Origin of the sequence: Paraburkholderia sp. BL17N1 (assembly GCF_003634175.1) — a bacterium.
Taxonomy (GTDB): Bacteria; Pseudomonadota; Gammaproteobacteria; order Burkholderiales; family Burkholderiaceae; genus Paraburkholderia.
The window spans coordinates 562,084-581,699 of sequence record NZ_RBIW01000002.1 but is presented as its reverse complement, the minus strand read 5'-3'; the positions used below and the strand labels follow the sequence as shown (position 1 = coordinate 581,699).

General features: G+C 62.2%; 13 protein-coding genes. 10 read left to right on the top strand and 3 right to left on the bottom strand.

What is annotated here, in order from left to right; translation table 11 throughout:
* Positions 1 to 13 precede the first annotated feature (13 nt).
* Positions 14 to 4,855 (top strand): NAD-glutamate dehydrogenase, encoded by a 4,842-nt coding sequence (locus tag B0G82_RS22445; RefSeq protein WP_121309085.1) that lies wholly within the window; start codon positions 14 to 16, stop codon positions 4,853 to 4,855.
* Between the two features lie 155 nt (positions 4,856 to 5,010).
* Positions 5,011 to 5,916 carry a cation diffusion facilitator family transporter gene (locus tag B0G82_RS22440; RefSeq protein WP_121309084.1) on the top strand — a complete coding sequence of 302 codons (906 nt, stop codon included), beginning with the start codon at positions 5,011 to 5,013 and terminating at the stop codon, positions 5,914 to 5,916.
* 16 nt (positions 5,917 to 5,932) lie between these two features.
* Here B0G82_RS22440 and B0G82_RS22435 read toward each other — a convergent pair whose 3' ends face one another.
* A complete protein-coding gene (locus tag B0G82_RS22435) occupies positions 5,933 to 6,913 on the bottom strand; it encodes an aldo/keto reductase (protein WP_121309083.1) in 981 nt (326 codons plus the stop codon).
* Positions 6,914 to 7,147: 234 nt separating this feature from the next.
* Here B0G82_RS22435 and B0G82_RS22430 point away from each other — a divergent pair, with 234 nt between their 5' ends.
* Positions 7,148 to 8,221, top strand: a complete 1,074-nt coding sequence (locus B0G82_RS22430) for a purine nucleoside permease (RefSeq protein ID WP_116145692.1) — start codon at positions 7,148 to 7,150, stop codon at positions 8,219 to 8,221.
* Between the two features lie 222 nt (positions 8,222 to 8,443).
* On the opposite strand, the gene B0G82_RS22425 is transcribed toward B0G82_RS22430, so the two are convergent.
* Positions 8,444 to 8,749 (bottom strand): DUF4148 domain-containing protein, encoded by a 306-nt coding sequence (locus B0G82_RS22425; RefSeq protein ID WP_116145690.1) that lies wholly within the window; start codon positions 8,747 to 8,749, stop codon positions 8,444 to 8,446.
* 234 nt (positions 8,750 to 8,983) lie between these two features.
* Complete coding sequence (locus tag B0G82_RS22420; RefSeq protein ID WP_116145689.1) at positions 8,984 to 9,988, bottom strand: LysR family transcriptional regulator; 1,005 nt, start codon at positions 9,986 to 9,988, stop codon at positions 8,984 to 8,986.
* Between the two features lie 183 nt (positions 9,989 to 10,171).
* On the opposite strand from B0G82_RS22420, the gene B0G82_RS22415 reads away from it, so the two are divergent.
* The 7 genes from B0G82_RS22415 (at position 10,172) to B0G82_RS22385 (ending at position 19,610) form a co-directional block, all read left to right on the top strand.
* Positions 10,172 to 11,026, top strand: a complete 855-nt coding sequence (locus B0G82_RS22415) for an alpha/beta hydrolase (RefSeq protein ID WP_121310779.1) — start codon at positions 10,172 to 10,174, stop codon at positions 11,024 to 11,026.
* A 45-nt stretch (positions 11,027 to 11,071) separates the two neighbouring features.
* On the top strand, positions 11,072 to 12,328 hold the full coding sequence (locus tag B0G82_RS22410) for an efflux RND transporter periplasmic adaptor subunit (RefSeq protein WP_106277213.1): 1,257 nt from the start codon (positions 11,072 to 11,074) through the stop codon (positions 12,326 to 12,328).
* A gap of 56 nt (positions 12,329 to 12,384) precedes the next feature.
* Complete coding sequence (locus B0G82_RS22405) at positions 12,385 to 15,570, top strand: efflux RND transporter permease subunit (protein WP_121309082.1); 3,186 nt, start codon at positions 12,385 to 12,387, stop codon at positions 15,568 to 15,570.
* Positions 15,571 to 15,583: 13 nt separating this feature from the next.
* Entirely contained in the window at positions 15,584 to 17,176 is a 1,593-nt protein-coding gene (locus tag B0G82_RS22400; protein WP_121309081.1) for an efflux transporter outer membrane subunit, read from the top strand.
* Positions 17,177 to 17,358: 182 nt separating this feature from the next.
* A complete protein-coding gene (locus B0G82_RS22395) occupies positions 17,359 to 17,826 on the top strand; it encodes a helix-turn-helix domain-containing protein (RefSeq protein WP_121309080.1) in 468 nt (155 codons plus the stop codon).
* The gene (locus tag B0G82_RS22390) at positions 17,826 to 18,428 is read left to right on the top strand and encodes a PIN domain-containing protein (protein WP_121309079.1); all 603 of its coding nucleotides are present in this window, start codon (positions 17,826 to 17,828) and stop codon (positions 18,426 to 18,428) included. Before B0G82_RS22395 ends, B0G82_RS22390 begins: the two co-directional genes overlap by 1 nt.
* A gap of 342 nt (positions 18,429 to 18,770) precedes the next feature.
* A complete protein-coding gene (locus B0G82_RS22385) occupies positions 18,771 to 19,610 on the top strand; it encodes a MetQ/NlpA family ABC transporter substrate-binding protein (RefSeq protein WP_106277221.1) in 840 nt (279 codons plus the stop codon).
* Positions 19,611 to 19,616: the final 6 nt, after the last annotated feature.

Genomic DNA, 19,616 nt, shown 5'->3' with positions numbered 1-19,616 from the left:
GGGGGAGTTGATCATGCAAGCAAAGAACGAAGAAGCCGTTACGCACTTGCTGAACGATGTCGTCGAATTTGCACGAGGGCGATTGCCCGAGCCAACCTTCAAGGTCGTCGAGACCTTTCTGCGGCACTACTACGATTTCGTCGATGCGGACGACCTGCAAAGCCGCTCGATTGCCGATCTCTACGGCGCGGCACTCGCGCACTGGCAAACGGCGCAACGCTTTGTGCCGGGCGCCGAACGGCTGCGCGTCTATAACCCGATTCTCGAACAGCACGGCTGGCACTCCGATCACACGGTGATTGAGATCGTCAATGACGACATGCCGTTTCTGGTCGATTCCGTCTCGATGGCGGTCAACCGCCAGGGCCTTGCGCTGCATTCCGTTGTGCATCCGGTGTTTCGCATCTGGCGCGCGCCCGACGGCAGTATCGCGCGCTTGATCCAGGGCGCCGAAGAAGCGACCGATACGCGTTCGCAGTTGACGTCGTTCATCCACTTCGAAGTGGACCGTTGCGGCGACGCCGCAAAACTCGACGCGCTGCGTGACGAAATCGCCAAGGTATTGCGCGACGTGCGGGCGGCCGTCGAAGACTGGCCGAAGATCGTCGAACTCGCGCGCGTCACGATCAAAGGCATGAAAGCCGGCGAGGGCGGACCGGAAGGTCTGGAAGCCCGCGCGTTTCTCGAATGGATGGTGGCCGATCATTTCACCTTTCTCGGCCAGCGCGATTACGAACTGGTGCAGCACGACATCGGCTACGGTCTGCGCGCGGTGCCGGGTTCGGGTCTGGGCATTCTGCGCGATGCATTGCGGCCCGCCGGCGCCGCCGAGATCACGCCCTTGCCGCCGGCCGCCGCTGAGATCATTTCAGGTTCGTCGCCGATCTTTCTGACCAAGGCCAATTCACGGGCCACCGTGCACCGGCCGGGCTATCTCGACTATGTCGGCATCAAGCTGACCGGCGCGGACGGCAAGGTGACCGGTGAGCGGCGCTTCATCGGCCTATATACGTCGACGGCATATTTCGTGTCGGCCGCGGAGATTCCGATCGTGCGGCGCAAATGCGCGAATATCGTGAGACGAGCCGGTTTCCTGCCGAAAGGTCATCTGGCGAAATCGCTGGTCACGGTGCTCGAAACCTATCCACGCGACGAACTCTTTCAGGCCGAAGAGAATCAGCTCTACGATATCGCGCTAGGCGTGCTGCGTTTGCAGGAGCATCAGCGCACCCGGCTGTTCATACGGCGCGACCGTTTCGACCGGTTCGTGTCGTGCCTTGTGTTCGTGCCGCGCGACAAGTACAACACCGATCTGCGTCAACGCATTGCCAATCTGCTGGTCGACGCATTCAACGGCGAGAGTGTCGAGTTCACGCCGTTATTGTCGGAATCGACGCTGGCGCGCATTCACTTCGTGGTGCACGCGAAGCCGGGCGGCATGCCCAACGTCGATACGCGCGAACTGGAAGCGCGGCTCGTGCAGGTGGCACGCCGCTGGCAGGACGATCTCGCCGACGCATTGCTCGACGCCTTCGGGGAAGAGCAGGGCAACCGTCTGCTGCAACACTACAGCGATTCGTTTCCCGCCGGCTATCGCGACGACTATCCTGCCCGCACGGCGGTGCGCGATATCGAACTGATCGAACGCGTGCAAGGCAGCGAACGGCTCGCGATGAACCTGTATCGCCCTATCGAATCGGGCCCGCGCGCGTTTCGCTTCAAGGTGTATCGCGCGGGTTTGCCGATCGCCTTGTCGCGCAGCTTGCCGATGCTCGAACATCTCGGCGTGCGTGTCGATGAAGAGCGGCCCTATCTGATCGAGGCGCTTGGCGCGACGCCCGCGTGGATTCACGACTTCGGGCTCGAACTCGCTGACGACGCCGAGTTCGACATTGAACGCGTCAAAGATCTCTTCGAAGAGGCCTTCGAAAAGGTCTGGACCGGCGCGATCGAAAGCGATGACTTCAATCGCCTCGTGTTGCGCGCGCAATTGAATGCGCGTGAGGTGACGATCCTGCGCGCGTACGCCAAGTATCTGCGGCAGGTCGGCTCGACCTTCAGCGACGCGTATATCGAGCGCGCGGTGACCGGCAATCCGGCGATCGCGCGCATGCTGGTCGAACTGTTCGTGGCCCGCTTCAACCCGGTATTGGGTGAGACGCGCGAGGCGCGCGTCGACGGCTGGCTCCATACGATCGACAGCGCGCTCGACCAGGTGCCGAATCTCGACGAAGACCGCATACTGCGGCAATTTCTCGGCGTCATCAAAGCCACCAAGCGGACCAACTTCTATCGCTTCGACGCCGACGGCAAACCGAAGCCGTATCTCTCCTTCAAGTTCGACCCCGCACAAGTGCCCGGCTTGCCCGAACCGAAACCGATGTTCGAAATCTGGGTGTACTCGCCGCGCGTGGAAGGCGTGCATTTGCGTGGCGGCCGCGTGGCGCGCGGCGGTTTGCGCTGGTCGGACCGGCGTGAGGACTTCCGCACGGAAGTGTTGGGCCTGATGAAGGCGCAGATGGTGAAGAACGTGGTGATCGTGCCGGTCGGTTCGAAAGGCGGCTTCGTCGTGAAGAATCCGCCGCCGCAAACCGAACGCGACGCGTGGATGCGCGAAGGCATTGCGTGTTATCAGACCTTCCTGCGCGGCCTGCTAGACGTGACCGACAATCTCGCCGGCACGACTATCGTGCCGCCGCCCGACGTGGTGCGCCACGATCCCGACGATCCCTATCTGGTGGTCGCGGCCGACAAAGGCACGGCCACGTTTTCCGACTACGCGAACGCGATCTCACAGGAATATGGCTTCTGGCTCGACGATGCGTTTGCCTCGGGCGGCTCGGTCGGTTACGACCACAAGAAAATGGCCATCACCGCGCGCGGCGCGTGGGAGTCGGTGAAGCGGCACTTCCGCGAAATGGGCGTGGATACGCAGACCATGGACTTCACGGTGGTCGGCGTGGGCGATATGTCGGGCGATGTGTTCGGCAACGGCATGCTGCTGTCACCGCATATCAAGCTCGTGGCCGCGTTCGATCATCGGCATATTTTTCTCGACCCGAATCCCGATCCGGCGGTCAGTCTTGCCGAGCGCGGGCGTCTATTCGTTCTCGACCGTTCGAGTTGGGCCGACTACGATCCTTCGCTGATCTCGGCCGGCGGCGGCGTGTTTCCACGCAGCGCCAAGACCATTCCGCTCTCGCCGGCGGTGCAGTCGGTGCTCGGCATCAGCGCGGCGGCGCTCGCGCCCGCTGAACTGATGCGCGCGATCCTGCAGGCGCCGGTCGATCTGCTGTACAACGGCGGCATCGGCACGTACGTGAAGGCGAGCCGCGAAACGCATCTGCAAGTCGGCGACCGTGCCAACGACGCGATCCGTGTCAACGGTTCCGACCTGCGATGCAAGGTCGTGGCCGAAGGCGGCAATCTCGGGCTCACGCAGCTCGGCCGCATCGAGTTCGCACAGCGCGGCGGCCGCATCAATACCGATGCGATCGACAACTCCGCTGGCGTGGACTGCTCGGACCATGAGGTCAACATCAAGATTCTGCTGGGCCTGGTCGTCTCCGACGGCGAGATGACGGAGAAGCAACGCAACGCGCTGCTCGCCGACATGACCGACGAAGTCGGTTTGCTCGTGCTGCAGGACAATTACTACCAGACGCAGGCGCTGTCGATTGCGGGCCGCTACGGCGTCGAATTGCTCGATGCGGAAGCGCGCCTGATGCGCTACCTCGAACGCGCGGGGCGGCTCAATCGCGTGATCGAGTTTCTGCCGACCGACGAGGAAGTCGCCGAACGGCAGGCCGCGCGGCAAGGGCTCACCACGCCGGAGCGCGCCGTGCTGCTCGCCTACAGCAAGATGTGGCTGTACGACGCGCTGCTCGAATCGTCCATGCCGGAAGATCCGCTCGTCAGCGACATGCTGGTGGAGTATTTTCCGAAACCGTTGCGGCAGCGCTTCAGCGAGCCGATGCAACGCCACCCGCTGCGCCGCGAGATTCTTGCGACGCATCTGACTAACGCGTTAGTGAATCGCGTGGGTTGCGAGTTCGTGCACAGGCTGATGGAAGAAACCGACGCACAGCCAGGCGACATTGTGCGGGCCATCATCATGGCGCGCGACGTGTTCAATCTCGACGATGTGTGGCGCAGTATCGACGCGCTCGACAACCGCGTCGCCGACGACATCCAGGCGCGCATGTTCGTCGAAGTCGCGCGGCTGGTCGAGCGCTCGGCGCTGTGGTTCCTGCGGCAATTGCAATCGGGCGCGGTCAGCGACCGCGACGTGGCCGGCCTGCTCGCGCGTTGCCGCGACGCGGCGCAACGCCTCGCGCCGCAATGGCCCGCGCTGTTGCCGAACGCCGATCTCGAAGCGCTCTCCGAGCGGCAGCGCGTATTCGCGGACGCCGGCGTGGATAGCGAGCTGGCGGTGCGAATCGCGAGCGGCGAGATCTCGGCTGCGTTGCTCGATATCGCCGAAGTGTCGTCCACCTGCGGACGCAGTCTCGAACTGGTGGCCGGCGTCTATTTCGCGCTCGGCACGCTGCTCAGTTCCAGCTGGATCAGCGAGCGCGCGGCCGCGTTGCCGGCGCCCACGCATTGGGACATGCTGGCGCGCGCCACGGCGGTGGCCGACATCGCGCGTCTCAAACGCGCGTTGACGACGAGCGCATTGGCCGGCGCCGATGAAGCCTCCACGCCCGAGGCGCTGGTCGAGGCATGGCGTGAGAAGCGCACCGCGCAACTGGAACGCTACGAGCGCCTGCTGGCTGACCTTCGGGCCACCGGCGGTGCGAGCCTGTCGATGCTGCTGGTGATCGTGCGAGAAATGGCGGCGCTCGAAAGAGCGTAACGAGGCTTGAGGCGAAGGAAGGCGAACGAGGTAGAGCGCAAGCGGAGCACGTTGCAAACAACACCCGGGTTGGACGCATGCCGCCCGGCATGCCCATAATACGGGCTGTTGCCCATCGAAAGCTCTTTGCAAACTCACGGACGCCTTCCACGACGATGAAAGAAGAATCGCCGAAAGCCATTTTCTACGCGCTCGCCGCCAACCTCGGCATTGCCATCTGCAAGTTCGCCGCCGCCGCGTTCACCGGTTCTGGTTCGATGTTCGCCGAGGCCATCCACTCCACCGCCGACTGCGGCAATCAATTGCTGCTACTGTTCGGTCTGCGCGAAGCGCGCAAGCCGGCGAGCCCGCTGCATCCCATGGGCAGCGGGCGCGAGATCAACTTCTACTCGCTGCTGGTCGCGCTTCTGCTGTTCTTTGTCGGCGGCGCGTTCTCGGTGTATGAGGGCGTGCATCGTCTGTTCGTGCGCGAGCCGTTGCAGTATGCGTATGTGGCGCTGGCGGTGCTCGGCGTGTCCGTGGTGTTGGAGGCGCTGTCCTTGTGGGGCGCCGTCAAGGAAATCCGCAAGACGCATCCCGACAAAAGCATGTGGCGCTGGTTTCGGGAGACCCGCGAGTCCGAGCTGCTGGTGGTAGCGGGCGAGGATATCGCCGCGCTGGCGGGCCTGGCGATAGCCTTCGCGGCCGTGCTGCTCACCATGATGACCGGCAATCCTGTCTACGACGCGCTGGGGTCCATCGGCGTCGGCGTATTGCTCATGGTGATCGCGTGGCTGGTGGCGCGTGAAGTGAAGTCGATGATCGTCGGCGAATCGGCGAGCCCCGAAGTGCGGCGCGCGATCGAGGCGCATCTGCGCGGGCGCACCGAGATTCGCAGCATCATCAATATGATTACGCTGCAGTGGGGGCGTCATGTGGTAGTGGCCGTGCAGGCGGAAATGATCGACTACGCGAGCGGCCGCGCCATGGTCGATGCGATCAACGTGATCGAAGCGGACTTGCAGGCCACGTTCCCGCAAGTCCGCTGGGTGTTCTTCGAACCGGAAGTGCCGCGCGTTTGAGCGGCACGTCTACGGCTTACTCGAAGCCCGTCACCGCATGCGGCACATACAACTCTTCGAGCCGGCGGATTTCCTCCACGCTCAAGTTGAGCGAAAGCGCGGCCACCGCATCGTCGAGATGATGCAGCTTGGTCGCGCCGACGATCGGCGCGGTGATCGGCTTCTTCTGCAACACCCACGCGAGCGCGACCTGCGCACGCGGCACGCCGCGCTCGCTGGCGATCTGGCTGACCCGTTCGACAATCCGACGATCGGCGTCTTCCGTCTGCGCGTACAGCGTGCGGCCGAATTCGTCGGTCTCGGAGCGCGCGCTTTCGGTGCTCCAGTCGCGCGTCAGGCGGCCGCGCGCGAGCGGGCTCCACGGGATCACGGCGATACCTTCGCTTTCGCACAGCGGCAGCATTTCGCGCTCTTCCTCGCGGTACAGAAGATTGACGTAGTTCTGCATTGTCACGAAGCGCGTCCAGCCGTTCTTCTCAGCCACATGCAACGCCTTGGCGAACTGCCACGCATACATGGACGATGCGCCGATGTAGCGCGCCTTGCCGGCCTTCACGACGTCGTGCAACGCTTCCATGGTTTCCTCGATCGGCGTGCCGTAGTCCCAGCGGTGGATCTGATACAGGTCCACATAGTCCGTGCCGAGGCGCCGCAGGCTGTGGTCGATCTCCGACATGATCGCCTTGCGCGACAGGCCGGCGCCGTTCGGGCCCGGATGCATGCGGCTATTCACTTTGGTGGCCAGCACGATCTCGTCGCGCTTCGCAAAGTCCTTGAGCGCGCGGCCGACGATTTCCTCGCTCGTGCCGTCGGAATACACGTTCGCAGTGTCGAAAAAATTGATGCCGTAGTCGAGCGCCTGCTTGATGAAGGGGCGCGCGGCTTCGTCGTCCAGCGACCACGGATGCGTGCCGCGAGACGGCACGCCGTAGCTCATGCAGCCGAGACAAAGACGCGATACATCGAGGCCAGTGCGGCCCAGTTTCACATAGTCCATCGAGGTGCTCCTGTTATGAAGTGCACAAAGCCGGTGCGCTGCGGACTATCGATTATAAGAAAACGCCGAAGAACGCGTACTGCACCGGCTCGTACGCCTCTCCGTACAGTGCGCTGGAAGCGCGGACCGATGGTGCATCCCGTAGTGGAAAATAATTTCTTCGCATCTATACTTCTTTCGGCCTGAAAGCAGCACTCTTTCCCAACCTGCATCACAAGCAAAAGGAAGATCACGATGCTGACTCGCTCACTCGGCGCCGTCTGCGCCATTACCCTCGCGGCATGCGCGGCCCTATCGTCCGGGCCGGCCAGCGCGGACGACAACGACGGCTTCTCGCGCGGCGACGGCGGCTCGCACGGACAGCCCGTCAAGGTGATGATCATTTCGATGTTCGGGCCGGAGGGGCAGGTGTGGCTCGACAACCTCGGCCCGTGGCGCGAGATTACGGTGGACGGCTTGTCGCCCGATTACCCGACCGTCCATTGCAACCGGCAGGACGTGTGCGTGATGACCACCGGCATGGGACACACCAACGCCGCTGCGTCGATCATGGCGCTGACGTTCTCGCCGCGTTTCGATTTGCGGCGTACGTACTTCATGGTGGCCGGCATTGCCGGGATCGATCCGCAGCAGGGCACGGTGGGTTCCGCCGCATGGGCGAAATATCTGGTCGACTTCGGGATTCAATGGGAGATCGACGGGCGCGAGATTCCGCCCAACTGGAATACCGGCTACCTCGGCATCAACACGAAGAGTCCGTCGGATAAGCCGCCGCTCGACTACCGCACTGAAGTGTTCCAGTTGAACACGCGGCTCGCGAATACGGCGTTCGCATTGTCTCGCCACGTGACGCTGTCCGATAACGCGCAGGCTCAGGCCGCGCGGGCCAAGTATTCGTATGCGCCGGCGAATCTTCCGCCGACTGTTATTCAATGCGATACGCTCGCGGGCGATACGTGGTGGTCAGGCACACTGCTTGGGCAGCGAGCCCGCGACTGGACCAAAATCCTGACCGATGAAAAAGGCGTCTACTGCACGACGCAGCAAGAGGACAACGCTACCTACGAAGCGCTTAAGCGCGCGGCTTCGGTACACAAGGTGGATTTGAATCGTGTTGCCGTGCTGCGCGCGGGCTCCGATTTCGACCGGCCCTACGACGGGCAGACGAGTGCGGACAACCTGCTGAACTATGCCGCGCAAGGCGGCTTTACGATCGCTATCCAGAACCTGTTCCTCTCGGGCAATCCGCTCGTGCAGGATATCTCCACGCATTGGGGCGAGTGGCGTGACGGCGTGCCGAGGCGCTAGGTCTCTGCAAATGTGACTGTGCCCGCGGACCAGGTCCGCGGGCACTCGCTGCTACTTTCGGCATTTAGTGTTGCGGCGCGCGATACGGCGTCCACACAGGGGTGTCGGTGTCCCAATTGTCGAGTTCCGAGGGTGTCATGATGAGCTCCTTTTTGAAGAGTGCATAAATGGCGTCGCAATGACTATTTCTTTTGGAAACCGAATCATTGCGGCAAGCTGGTTTTACTGTCCGTTAGCCACACGCGTAACGTCGCCGCCCGTGCCTTCCTGCAGCGCGATACGGGCCGCCTGGGTTTGACCGATCAGGCCTTTATTCGGGTACGTTGTGCGATTGAGCGAGGGCAGCGAGCCGTCGCGATAGGCCGCGACGAGTTCGGCCTTTACTTCTTCGCGCGATTTCGCAGTAGTGCTCGGCGTGGGTTGCGTTTCGTATGTACCTGCACGGCCAATTCCGCCACCGCCTTGTGCAAACGCCGGAGCGCTCACGATCAGCGAAAGAGCCAGACCTGCTAAGAGATTGCGTTTCATGATTCACTCCTGTCGATTCGTTTGCAGCACGAGCGGCGCTGCGACAGGGTGAAATGTAGACTTCGAGGCAGTGCGGATAAACCGCACTTTCGCGAAATGAATTGTCGCGATTCCAGAACAATCGTTTCAATGCTGAGTGAAACGCCTTGCCGGCGTTGCCGCAAAAGAAAACCGCGGCATTAGAGCCGCGGTTGGAATTCACTGTTCCAGATTCTGTACTTCAATTCACACGTCTTATGCGACCCATTCAGTTATCACGGGCGTATCGAGCATTGGAGCAGACTCGCGTTCTTCAAAAGTGCGCTTAGTGCACGTTGCGTCCAGACTGCCACGCCCGCTCAATAACGGACAACGGTCGAACAGCTCCGCAATCCAGTCTACGAAAACGCGGACTTTAGGCGACAGATGCCGGCTGTGCGGATAGACTGCCGAAATTGGCATCGGCAAGGGCTTCAGTTCCGGCAGCACTTCGACCAGTTGACCCGACCGCAGATGCGGCAGCACCATGAAGAGCGCAGGCTGAATCAGGCCGAAGCCTTCCAACCCGCAGGTCACGTAGGCGTCCGCGTCGTTCACCGAGACGATGCTCTTCATTTTCACTTCAACTTCTTTGCCATCAACCATGAAGGCCCAATCGAGCGTGCGACCCGTGCGGCTCGAAAAGTAATTGACTGCTTTGTGATTCTCCAGGTCTTCGAGCGATTTCGGCATGCCCGCGCGCTCGATGTAGTCGGGGGCCGCGCAGGTCACGCCCTCAAACAGACCGATTCGACGCGCCACCAGCGAGGAATCCTGTAGCGCGCCGACCCGCACCACGCAATCCACGCCTTCCTGCAACAGGTCAACCGGTCGGTCCGTCAGGCCGAGTTGCAGGTCGATGTCCGGATAGCGCGTGTGGAATTCACACAGCGAAGGAATCACCAGCAAGCGGCCGATCGACCCCGGCATATCGATGCGCAGCTTGCCGTGCGGCTTTTTATTGCCGCTTTGAAAACTGGCCTCGGTCTCTTCGACGTCCGCGAGGATGCGCACGCAGCGTTCGTAGTACGCCGCGCCGTCCGGCGTGAGCGACAAACGGCGCGTGGTCCGATGCATCAGACGCGTGCCGAGGAACGCTTCGAGGTTCTGAATAATCGTGGTAACCGATGCGCGCGGCAAGTCGAGCGTTTCCGCTGCACGGGTAAAGCTGTTGGTGTCGACAACACGAGTGAACACTTGCATGGCCTGAAGCCGGTCCATTGCAGACCTCCAATAGGGGCTGGCGCGCTGAGCAGAAAAGGACTCCACCACGAATCCGCGGACAATCGCTTTCGATTGTTCAGGGGCGCCGAATTGTGTTGCCGGATTATAGGCATTTATTTACGAGTCTGCCGAACCCACAATTCGCACCATTGAAGTTCTATGCGCATTGCGCGGCTCGACATGGAAGCATTTAAACCGCCGTACTCCTTTGTGCCCGCCGGCAGCAGCCCGGCAGAGGCCGACAGCACGGCACTCGAAGTCACTGACGTGCAGATCGAAGGGCACGCGCAGGACATTACGTTGCGTCTGTATAGACAGGAAAAGAAAACCGCACTGCCGGTACTGCTTTATTTCCACGGTGGTGGATTTACGAAGGGCTCGATCGAGCAGGCCGACTACGCCTCGCGTTATTTCGCAGAACACTTACCGGCTCTGGTCGTATCGGTCGGGTACTCGCTGGCGCCGCAGTTTCCGTTTCCGGCTGCGCCTGAAGACGCGCATCGCGCGGCGCTGTGGGTGCAGACCCGGGCGCGCGCGTTTGGCGGGAATAGCAAGAAGGTTGGCGTGGCCGGCCACGACGCTGGCGGCCAGTTGGCCAATTGCCTCGCTTTCATCGCGCGGGATCGCGGTGACGTGCGCATTTCCGCCCAGGCGCTGTTCGGGCCCATGCTCGATCCGAGCCTCACGCGCCTGGGCGACGAAAAGCGCCTCGGCTCGGACATCACGGCAAAAGAGTGCGCGGCGTGTTATCGCGCGTATCTGCCGCAAGCGTCGCAGCGTATGCATCCGTACGCCGCGCCGCTCGAATCGTCGCGTCTCGCGGGCCTGCCGGCCACGCTGATCGCGACGGCGCAAAACGACGTGCTGCATGTCGAGGCGGAGAAATACGCCAGCAGTCTGATCGACGCCGGTGTGCTGACCCAGGTGGTCCGCTATCCGAGTGTGTCGCATGCCGCGCTGGCCGATCATCCGCCCGCCTTGCAGGAAGCGGTGCGATTTTTTCAGTGGCGCTTCGATGCGCGCGCCCATCGCTGAAACAGAAATAAGCAGAACTTTAATCAACGATCTCGGGAGCTTCACATGACTATCCTTCCTCTTTCCCGTCGCCGCGTGGCGATTGCCGCACTTGCTGTCATCGTCGTGGCCGGGCTGGGCACGTTCGGCGCGATCCGCGTGGACGCGAGCTCGCCCGCCGCGCCAACCATCGTGCCGGAAGTCGATGTGGCCACGGTGGTGCAAAAAACGATCACCGATTGGCAGAGCTACTCGGGCCGTCTCGAAGCCGTCGAGAAAGTGGACGTGCGTTCGCAAGTGCCGGGCACCATCGTGTCCGTCAACTTCAAGGACGGCGCGCTCGTGAAGAAGGGCGACACGCTGTTCGTGATCGACCCGCGTCCGTATGCGGCCGAACTGGATCGCGCGGAAGCGCAACTGGCCGCGGCGCAGGCGCGCACGGGCTACACGCAAAGCGATTGGGAGCGCGCGCAACGTCTGATCACCGACAACGCGATCGCCAAGCGTGACTACGACGAGAAGCAGAACGCCGCGCGTGAGGCGAGCGCCAACCTGAAGGCCGCGCAAGCCGCCGTCGAAACCGCCCGCATCAATCTCGGCTACACCAGGATTGTCGCGCCGGTGTCGGGCCGTGTGTCGCGTGCGGAAATCACTGTGGGCAACGTGATCTCGGCCGGTGCGAGTGCTGCGCCGCTGACCACGCTGGTGTCGGTGTCGCCGATCTACGCATCGTTCGACGCGGACGAACAAACCTATCTGCAATACCTGAGCCGGGCGAAAGACGGCAGCAAGGTGCCGGTGGAACTCGGTCTCGCGGACGAAAGCGGTTACTCGCGCAGCGGCGTGATCGAATCGGTGGACAACCGCCTCGACACGTCGTCGGGCACGATTCGCGTGCGCGCGCGTTTCGATAACCAGGATGGTGCGTTGATTCCCGGTTTGTATGCGCGAGTGAAGGTCGGCGGCAGCGAGCCGCATCCGGCGCTGTTGATCGACGACGCCGCGGTCGGCACCGACCAGGACAAGAAATTCGTGCTGGTGGTCGATCAAGGCAATCACGTCGTGTATCGCACGATCGACGTGGGCGGCATGCAGGGCAATCTGCGCGTGGTGAAGGGCGGTCTGAAGGCGACTGACCGCATTGTCGTGAACGGCATCCAGCGTGTGCGTCCCGGTGATGCAGTGCGCGCGCACATGGTGCCGATGACAACGGATGGCGATCCGAACAGCGCGCCGCTTGCAGAAAAGCAGACGCCCGCACAAGCGCAATCGCAGTCGCAGGCCCAAACGCAAACGCGCACCAAAGCGGACAAGAATTCGTGAGCCTCGCGCGCCGTGGCCTGACTGCGCGGCGCACGCTCCAACGTTAAGAGCTTCCCATGAACATATCCAAATTCTTCATCGATCGGCCGATCTTTGCTGGCGTGTTGTCGGTATTGATCCTGCTGGGCGGCATCATTGCGCTCTTCAAGCTGCCGATTTCGGAGTACCCGGAAGTGGTGCCGCCGTCGGTGGTAGTCCACGCGCAATATCCGGGCGCGAACCCGAAGGTGATCGCCGAAGCGGTCGCGGCGCCGCTCGAAGAGCAGATCAACGGCGTCGAGAACATGCTGTACATGCAGTCGCAAGCAAATAGCGACGGCAATCTCACGCTTACGGTGACCTTCAAGCTCGGCACCAATCCTGACCTCGCGACGCAACTCGTGCAGAACCGCGTGAATCAGGCGCTGCCGCGCTTGCCGGAAGATGTGCAGCGCCTCGGCATCACGACGATCAAAAGCTCGCCCACGCTGACCATGGTGGTGCATTTGATCTCGCCGAACAATCGCTACGACATGACGTATCTGCGCAACTACGCGCTGTTGAACGTCAAGGACCGGCTCGCGCGGATCCAGGGCGTCGGCGAAGTGCAGTTGTGGGGTTCGGGTGACTACGCGATGCGCGTCTGGCTCGATCCGCAGAAAGTGTCGCAACGCGGCTTGACGGCGACCGAGGTGGTCAATGCGATCCGTGAGCAGAATATTCAGGTGGCGGCCGGTGTGATCGGCGCATCGCCTTCGGTGCCGGGCACGCAATTGCAGTTGTCGGTGAACGCGCGTGGCCGTCTCAAGACTGAGGGCGAATTCGGCGACATCATCGTCAAGACCACGCCGGACGGTGGCGTGACCTACCTGAAAGATATTGCGCGGATCGAACTCGCGGCTTCGGAATACGGCCTTCGTTCGCTGCTCGATAACAAGCCGGCGGTGGCGCTCGCCATCAACCAGGCACCGGGCGCGAACTCGCTCGCGATTTCCGATCAGGTGCGTACCGCGATGAAGGAACTCGCGGAAGACATGCCCGCGGGCGTCGAATACAAGATCGTCTACGACCCGACGCAGTTCGTGCGCTCGAGTATCGAGGCGGTTGTGCATACGCTGCTCGAAGCGATCGCGCTGGTGGTGATCGTGGTGATCGTGTTCCTGCAGACGTGGCGCGCTTCGATCATTCCGTTGATCGCGGTGCCGGTGTCGATTGTCGGGACGTTCTCGTTGCTGCTCGCGTTCGGCTTCTCGATCAACGCGTTGTCATTGTTCGGGATGGTGCTCGCCATCGGGATCGTGGTGGACGATGCGATCGTGGTGGTGGAGAACGTCGAGCGGAACATCGAAAACGGGCTCAGTGCGCGTGATGCCACGTATAAGGCGATGCAGGAAGTGAGCGGGCCGATTATCGCGATTGCGCTGACGCTCGTCGCCGTGTTCGTGCCGCTCGCGTTCATGACCGGCTTGACGGGTCAGTTCTACAAGCAGTTTGCGATGACCATCGCGATCTCGACGGTGATCTCGGCGTTCAACTCGCTGACCTTGTCGCCGGCACTGTCCGCGATGCTGTTGCGCAGCCACGGCGCGAAGGAAGACTTCCTGACGCGCGTGATGAATCGCCTGCTGGGCGGTTTCTTCAAGCGCTTCAACAAGGTCTTTCATCGCGGTTCGACGGCGTATGGCCGCGGCGTGACCGGCGTGCTGCGTCGTAAGGGCGCGATGCTTGCGGTCTACGCGATCCTGCTGGGCGCGACCGTGCTGATCTCGCGCGTGGTGCCGGGTGGCTTCGTGCCGGCGCAGGACAAGGAGTACCTGATTGCCTTCGCGCAATTGCCGAACGGCGCGTCGCTGGATCGCACGGAAAAAGTGATTCGCGACATGAGTTCGATCGCGCTGAAGCAGCCGGGCGTGGAGAGCGCGGTGGCGTTCCCGGGTCTGTCGGTGAATGGCTTCACGAATAGCTCCAGCGCGGGCATCGTGTTCGTCACGCTCAAGCCTTTCAAGGATCGTGGCAACAAGAAGCTCTCGGCCGGCGCGATTGCCGGTGCGCTGAATCAGCAATACGGTGCGATCAAGGATTCGTTCGTCGCGGTGTTCCCGCCGCCACCCGTGCTCGGTCTCGGCACGCTCGGCGGCTTCAAGATGCAGTTGGAGGATCACGGCGCGCTCGGTTACGCGGAGTTGAACAAGGCCGCGGAAGCATTCGTGAAGAAGGCCGCGCAGACACCTGAACTCGGCCCGACCTTCTCGAGCTATCAGATCAACGTGCCGCAACTGAATGTGGATCTCGACCGTGTGAAGGCCAAGCAGCTCGGCGTGCCGGTTACGGACGTGTTCAACACGATGCAGATCTATCTCGGGTCGCTGTATGTGAACGACTTCAACCGCTTTGGCCGCGTGTATCAGGTGCGGGTGCAGGCGGACGCACCGTTCCGTCAGCGTGCCGACGACATCCTGCAACTGAAGACGCGCAATGCCGCTGGCGACATGGTGCCGTTGTCGTCGCTGGTGACGGTGACGCCGACCTTCGGTCCGGAAATGGTGGTGCGTTACAACGGCTATACGGCTGCCGACATCAACGGTGGACCGGCGCCGGGCTTCTCGTCGGGCCAGGCACAAGCCGCGGCCGAGCGCGTGGCGGCGGAAGTCTTGCCGCATGGCGTGAAGCTCGAGTGGACCGACCTGACGTATCAGCAGATTCTGGCCGGCAATGCGGGCTTGTGGGTGTTCCCGATCAGCGTGCTGCTCGTGTTCCTCGTGCTCGCCGCACTGTATGAAAGCCTGACGCTGCCGCTCGCGGTGATCCTGATCGTGCCGATGAGCGTGCTGTCCGCGCTGACCGGCGTGTGGCTCACGGGCGGCGACAACAACATCTTCACGCAGATCGGTTTGATGGTGCTGGTGGGCTTGTCCGCGAAGAACGCGATTCTGATCGTCGAGTTCGCTCGCGAACTGGAGCATGACGGGCATACGCCGCTGTCGGCGGCAATCGAGGCGAGCCGCCTGCGTCTGCGGCCGATTCTGATGACGTCGATCGCATTCATCATGGGCGTGGTGCCGCTGGTGCTGTCGAGCGGAGCCGGTTCGGAGATGCGTCATGCGATGGGTATCGCGGTGTTCTTCGGCATGCTTGGTGTCACGCTGTTCGGTCTGATGCTGACCCCTGTGTTTTATGTGGTGCTGCGTACGCTGGCGGGCGGAACGATTCACGTCGCGCAGAAAGATTCGCCGCACTATGGCGCGCCGGTGACGGACGCTTGAGGAGAAAACAATAATGAAACGCTATGAATCTTTGAGCGGGTGGGGCCGGGCGGCTGCCAGCGGTTTGCTGGTCGCGTTGCTCGCCGCCTGCTCCCTGGAGCCGACTTATAAGCGGCCCGAAGTGGATGCGCCGGCTGCGTTCAAGGAAGCGCCCGCGGCGTCGGCTGCTGCCGCGCCCTCGGGGGCGTCGGGCGTATCGGCGCAGGACAACGGCACCTGGAAACAGGCCCAGCCCGCCGACGACGCGCATCGCGGCGAATGGTGGACGATATTCGGCGACCCGCAACTCAATGCACTCGAAGAGCAGGCGTCCGCCGCGAATCAGGACCTGAAGGCGGCCGCGGCGCGCGTGCAGCAGGCGCGTGCGGTCACGCAAGCGGCGAAGTCGGACTGGTTCCCGAAGCTCGATGCGGGCTTCGGCCCGACACGCCAGCGTGCGTCGGCGGCGTCGCAATTTCAGCCGGACAGCGTGGGCGGTACCAACGCCACGATCTGGCGCGCGCAAACCACCGCGTCGTACGAAGCGGATCTGTTCGGGCGGGTCGGCTCGAACGTGAACGCGTCGCGTTCGGACGAGCAGCAAAGCGAAGCGCTGTTCCGTTCGGTGCAACTGTCCTTGCAGGCAGACGTCGCGCAGAACTACTTCCAGTTGCGCGAGCTCGATACGGATCAGGACCTGTACCGTCGTACCGTGGCGTTGCGTGAGGACACGCTGAAGCTGGTCGAACGGCGCTTCAAGGAAGGCGATATCGGCGAGCTGGATGTATCGCGAGCCCGCAACGAACTGGCGAGCGCGCGTGCGGATGCCGTGGGCGTGGCGCGTCAGCGCGCGGCATCGGAACATAGCCTCGCGATTCTGCTCGGCAAGCCGCCGGCGGATTTCTCGTTCGCGGAAGCGCCGCTGGCTCCGGTGACGGTGCGTGTGCCGCCGGGCTTGCCTTCGGATTTGCTGGAACGCCGGCCGGATATTTCGGCGGCGGAGCGCGCGATGCAGGCGGCGAATGCGCGTGTCGGTCTCGCGAAGTCGGCGTTCTTCCCGAAACTCGACATCACGGGCGCAGCCGGTTTCGAATCGGCAACGCTCGGCGATCTGTTCAAGTGGTCGAGCCGCGCGTTCATTCTCGGACCGATTGCCGGCACGGCGTTGACGCTGCCTCTGTTCGACGGCGGCCGCCGCAAGGCGAACCTCGCGCAAGCCCGTTCGAAGTATGACGAGGACGTGGCGCAGTATCGTCAGCAGGTGCTGGTGGCGTTCCGCGAAGTGGAGGACAACCTGTCCGACTTGCGTTTGCTCGACGATCAGTTGCGCGAGCAGAACGACGCGGTTCAGGCCTCGCAACGGGCGGCGCATCTGTCGCGCACGCAGTACACGGAGGGGGCGGTCAGCTACCTGGACGTGATCGACGGCGAGCGGCAGGTGCTGACTTCGCAACTGCAGGCGAGCCATCTGTCGGGCACGCAGGCGGTGGCGACCGTCAATCTGATTCGCGCGTTGGGCGGCGGCTGGGGTGATGTGAAGGCGGCGGACACGGCGGTGGGTGCGGTTGCGCCGGCATCCGCTCCGGTGACGGCCGCCGCTGCCGTGCAACAGGTGGCGAAGCAATAAATCGTTGAATTACTGAAGAGTGGCAGACGCCGGGTCGCGCGAAAGCGCGGCCCGGCGTTTTTCGTTAACCGAATCCACATAGAAAACGGTGCGATGTGACCGCGTTGCAAATATTTCACATGTTGCGTTTATTGCGTTTGTGATAGGGATTGACTTATACTCGAAGGTAATTGGAGTCGAACATGACAACCGCCACACCCGATCGCATCATCCTGTCGGACGACGACGCAACCGTGCTGTCCGCCGCAAGCCGCCTCATGGGCGCGGCGCTCGATCATTCGCGCGCGCACAGCGTCGCATTGGTGGAGGAGGGCGCCGACGGAGATCTCGCCCGTATCGAGGTTCCGCCCGCCACGCTGCGGGTGCTTTCGCGTGTGCTGGCCATGATGGCCAGTGAGCAGGTGTTCGTTCTCTATCCCGCCGACACCGAATTGACCACCAAGCAAGCGGCGGATTTGCTCGGGGTGTCGCGGCCGTTTCTGATCGCTCGCCTTGAAGCCGGCGAACTGCCTTTCCGCAAGGTCGGGCGGCATCGCCGCATGCTGATGGACGACGTGATGCGCTACAAGGAAACCATGCGTGCAACACGCAAGAGCGGCTTGGACGAGATCGTGGCCGACAGCGAATCGATAGGCGGATACGATCTGTAATGCTGTCGGTCGATCGCTTTACCGTCGTGCTGGATGCGTGTTCGCTGTTTCCCATGGTGGTGCGCGACGTATTGCTGACTTTCGCCGATCACGAGTTCTATGCGCCGAAGTGGTCGGCGCGCATTCACAAAGAATGGACCCGCAATCTCGCTGCCCGTTTCGCGGACAAAAGCGCGGCTAACGACGCCGCGCCAAAGATCGCTGCGATTCGCAATGCGATGGACCGCACGTTTCCCGACGCGCTGGTCACGCAGGTACTTCCGGATTCCGTTGAAATCTTCGACGTCGACGAGAAAGACCGGCATGTCGTCATGACGGCGGTGGCGGCTCGCGCGGATGCGATCGTCACCTTCAACCTGAAGGATTTTGCAGCAGAACAACTGGAGTCCAGCCTGCGTATCGAGGTAAAGCATCCTGATGTTTTTATCCTCGATCTGATCGATCTGAATGAGAAGCGCGCATTGGCTGCGTTCAGGGACTTGCGAGCACCTAAGCGCCGACCACCGTGGACCGTGGACGAATTGCTGGACCGGCTCATACGCGCGGGTCTGGTTCAAACCAGCGCGTGGTTGTCGAACGCGGACGTGCTGCCGCTGCTGTAACTTCGGATCTGGCCACAACGCGTGGTTGTGCCCAAATCATTTTTACCGCTTTCCATACAAAAATCCCTTCGTAGACCGCCGCTTTACCGCCCACTATGATGAGTCGCACCTCATCTGGAGAGAGGCGATGACCTGTCCGACCTTCCGCTGTCCGCGCTAACCCGTTTGCCCGTCTTGTCGCTGCCACGCGCGGTTTAAGCCGCACGCAGTGGACTTTCCGTTGCCCGACCTATCCGGCAAGCCTGGATGGCGTCTCGAAGTTCATCCTTCGTAGACGCCTCACAGCATGCCGCTGGATCGGTTCGCCTCGAATCAAACCACGCCCGAAATCACGAGTTCACCATGCGCATTTTTCTGTCAAACGTGCAGCGCTTTTTTCACACGCCCGCCGTCTCGCTCATCAGCGCGTTCGGTCTCGCACTCGCTTTGCAGGCGACGCCCGCTTCAGCGGCCGATTCGCCCACGCTGAAAATCGGCACCGCAACCAGTCCGCAAATCGAAGCGCTCAAAATCGCCGCGCGCGAAGCGAAAGAGCAGGGCCTCGACGTGAAAATCATCGAGTTCACGGACTGGAACACGCCGAACGCGGCGCTCGCCAACAAGGACATCGACGTCAACTATTTCCAGCACATTCCGTTTCTCGAGAATGCGAAGAAGCAGGGCGGCTATGACTTCGTCGCGATCGCGCCGGGCACGATCATGAAGATCGGCCTGTACTCGAAGAAGATCAAGCGCTTCGACGAATTGAAAGACGGCGCCACGGTCGCGATCGCCAACGACCCGGTCAACGGCGGACGCGGCCTGCTGTTGCTGCAGCGTGCCGGTCTCATCAAGCTGAAGCCGGGCATCGACTATCGCGCGACGACGCTCGACATTACCGACAACCCGAAGCATCTGAAGATCGTGCAGCTGGAAGCGTCGCAACTGGCGCGTTCGCTCGACGACGTCGATCTTGCGCAGGGTTACCCGAGTTTCATCAAGCTGGCCGGCACCACCGATCCGAATAGCGCGCTGCTGTTCGACGGCCTGGAAAACAAAAACTACGCGATTCAGTGGGTCGTGCGTCCGGAAAGCGCGAACGATCCGCGTATCCGCAAGTTCATCTCGATCTATCAGCATTCGCCGGCCGTGCGCGCCGCGCTCGATAAAGCCTTCGGCAATCTCTACGCCGTCGCGTGGTAAGCCGCG

Coding starts and splice junctions, on each gene's coding strand:
- B0G82_RS22445 (WP_121309085.1), top strand. CDS start 14: ATGCAAGCAAAGAACGAAGAAGCCGTTACGCACTTGCTGAACGATGTC.
- B0G82_RS22435 (WP_121309083.1), bottom strand. CDS start 6,913: ATGGACTATGTGAAACTGGGCCGCACTGGCCTCGATGTATCGCGTCTT.
- B0G82_RS22420 (WP_116145689.1), bottom strand. CDS start 9,988: ATGGACCGGCTTCAGGCCATGCAAGTGTTCACTCGTGTTGTCGACACC.
- B0G82_RS22425 (WP_116145690.1), bottom strand. CDS start 8,749: ATGAAACGCAATCTCTTAGCAGGTCTGGCTCTTTCGCTGATCGTGAGC.
- B0G82_RS22395 (WP_121309080.1), top strand. CDS start 17,359: ATGACAACCGCCACACCCGATCGCATCATCCTGTCGGACGACGACGCA.
- B0G82_RS22390 (WP_121309079.1), top strand. CDS start 17,826: ATGCTGTCGGTCGATCGCTTTACCGTCGTGCTGGATGCGTGTTCGCTG.
- B0G82_RS22440 (WP_121309084.1), top strand. CDS start 5,011: ATGAAAGAAGAATCGCCGAAAGCCATTTTCTACGCGCTCGCCGCCAAC.
- B0G82_RS22385 (WP_106277221.1), top strand. CDS start 18,771: ATGCGCATTTTTCTGTCAAACGTGCAGCGCTTTTTTCACACGCCCGCC.
- B0G82_RS22415 (WP_121310779.1), top strand. CDS start 10,172: ATGGAAGCATTTAAACCGCCGTACTCCTTTGTGCCCGCCGGCAGCAGC.
- B0G82_RS22410 (WP_106277213.1), top strand. CDS start 11,072: ATGACTATCCTTCCTCTTTCCCGTCGCCGCGTGGCGATTGCCGCACTT.
- B0G82_RS22430 (WP_116145692.1), top strand. CDS start 7,148: ATGCTGACTCGCTCACTCGGCGCCGTCTGCGCCATTACCCTCGCGGCA.
- B0G82_RS22400 (WP_121309081.1), top strand. CDS start 15,584: ATGAAACGCTATGAATCTTTGAGCGGGTGGGGCCGGGCGGCTGCCAGC.
- B0G82_RS22405 (WP_121309082.1), top strand. CDS start 12,385: ATGAACATATCCAAATTCTTCATCGATCGGCCGATCTTTGCTGGCGTG.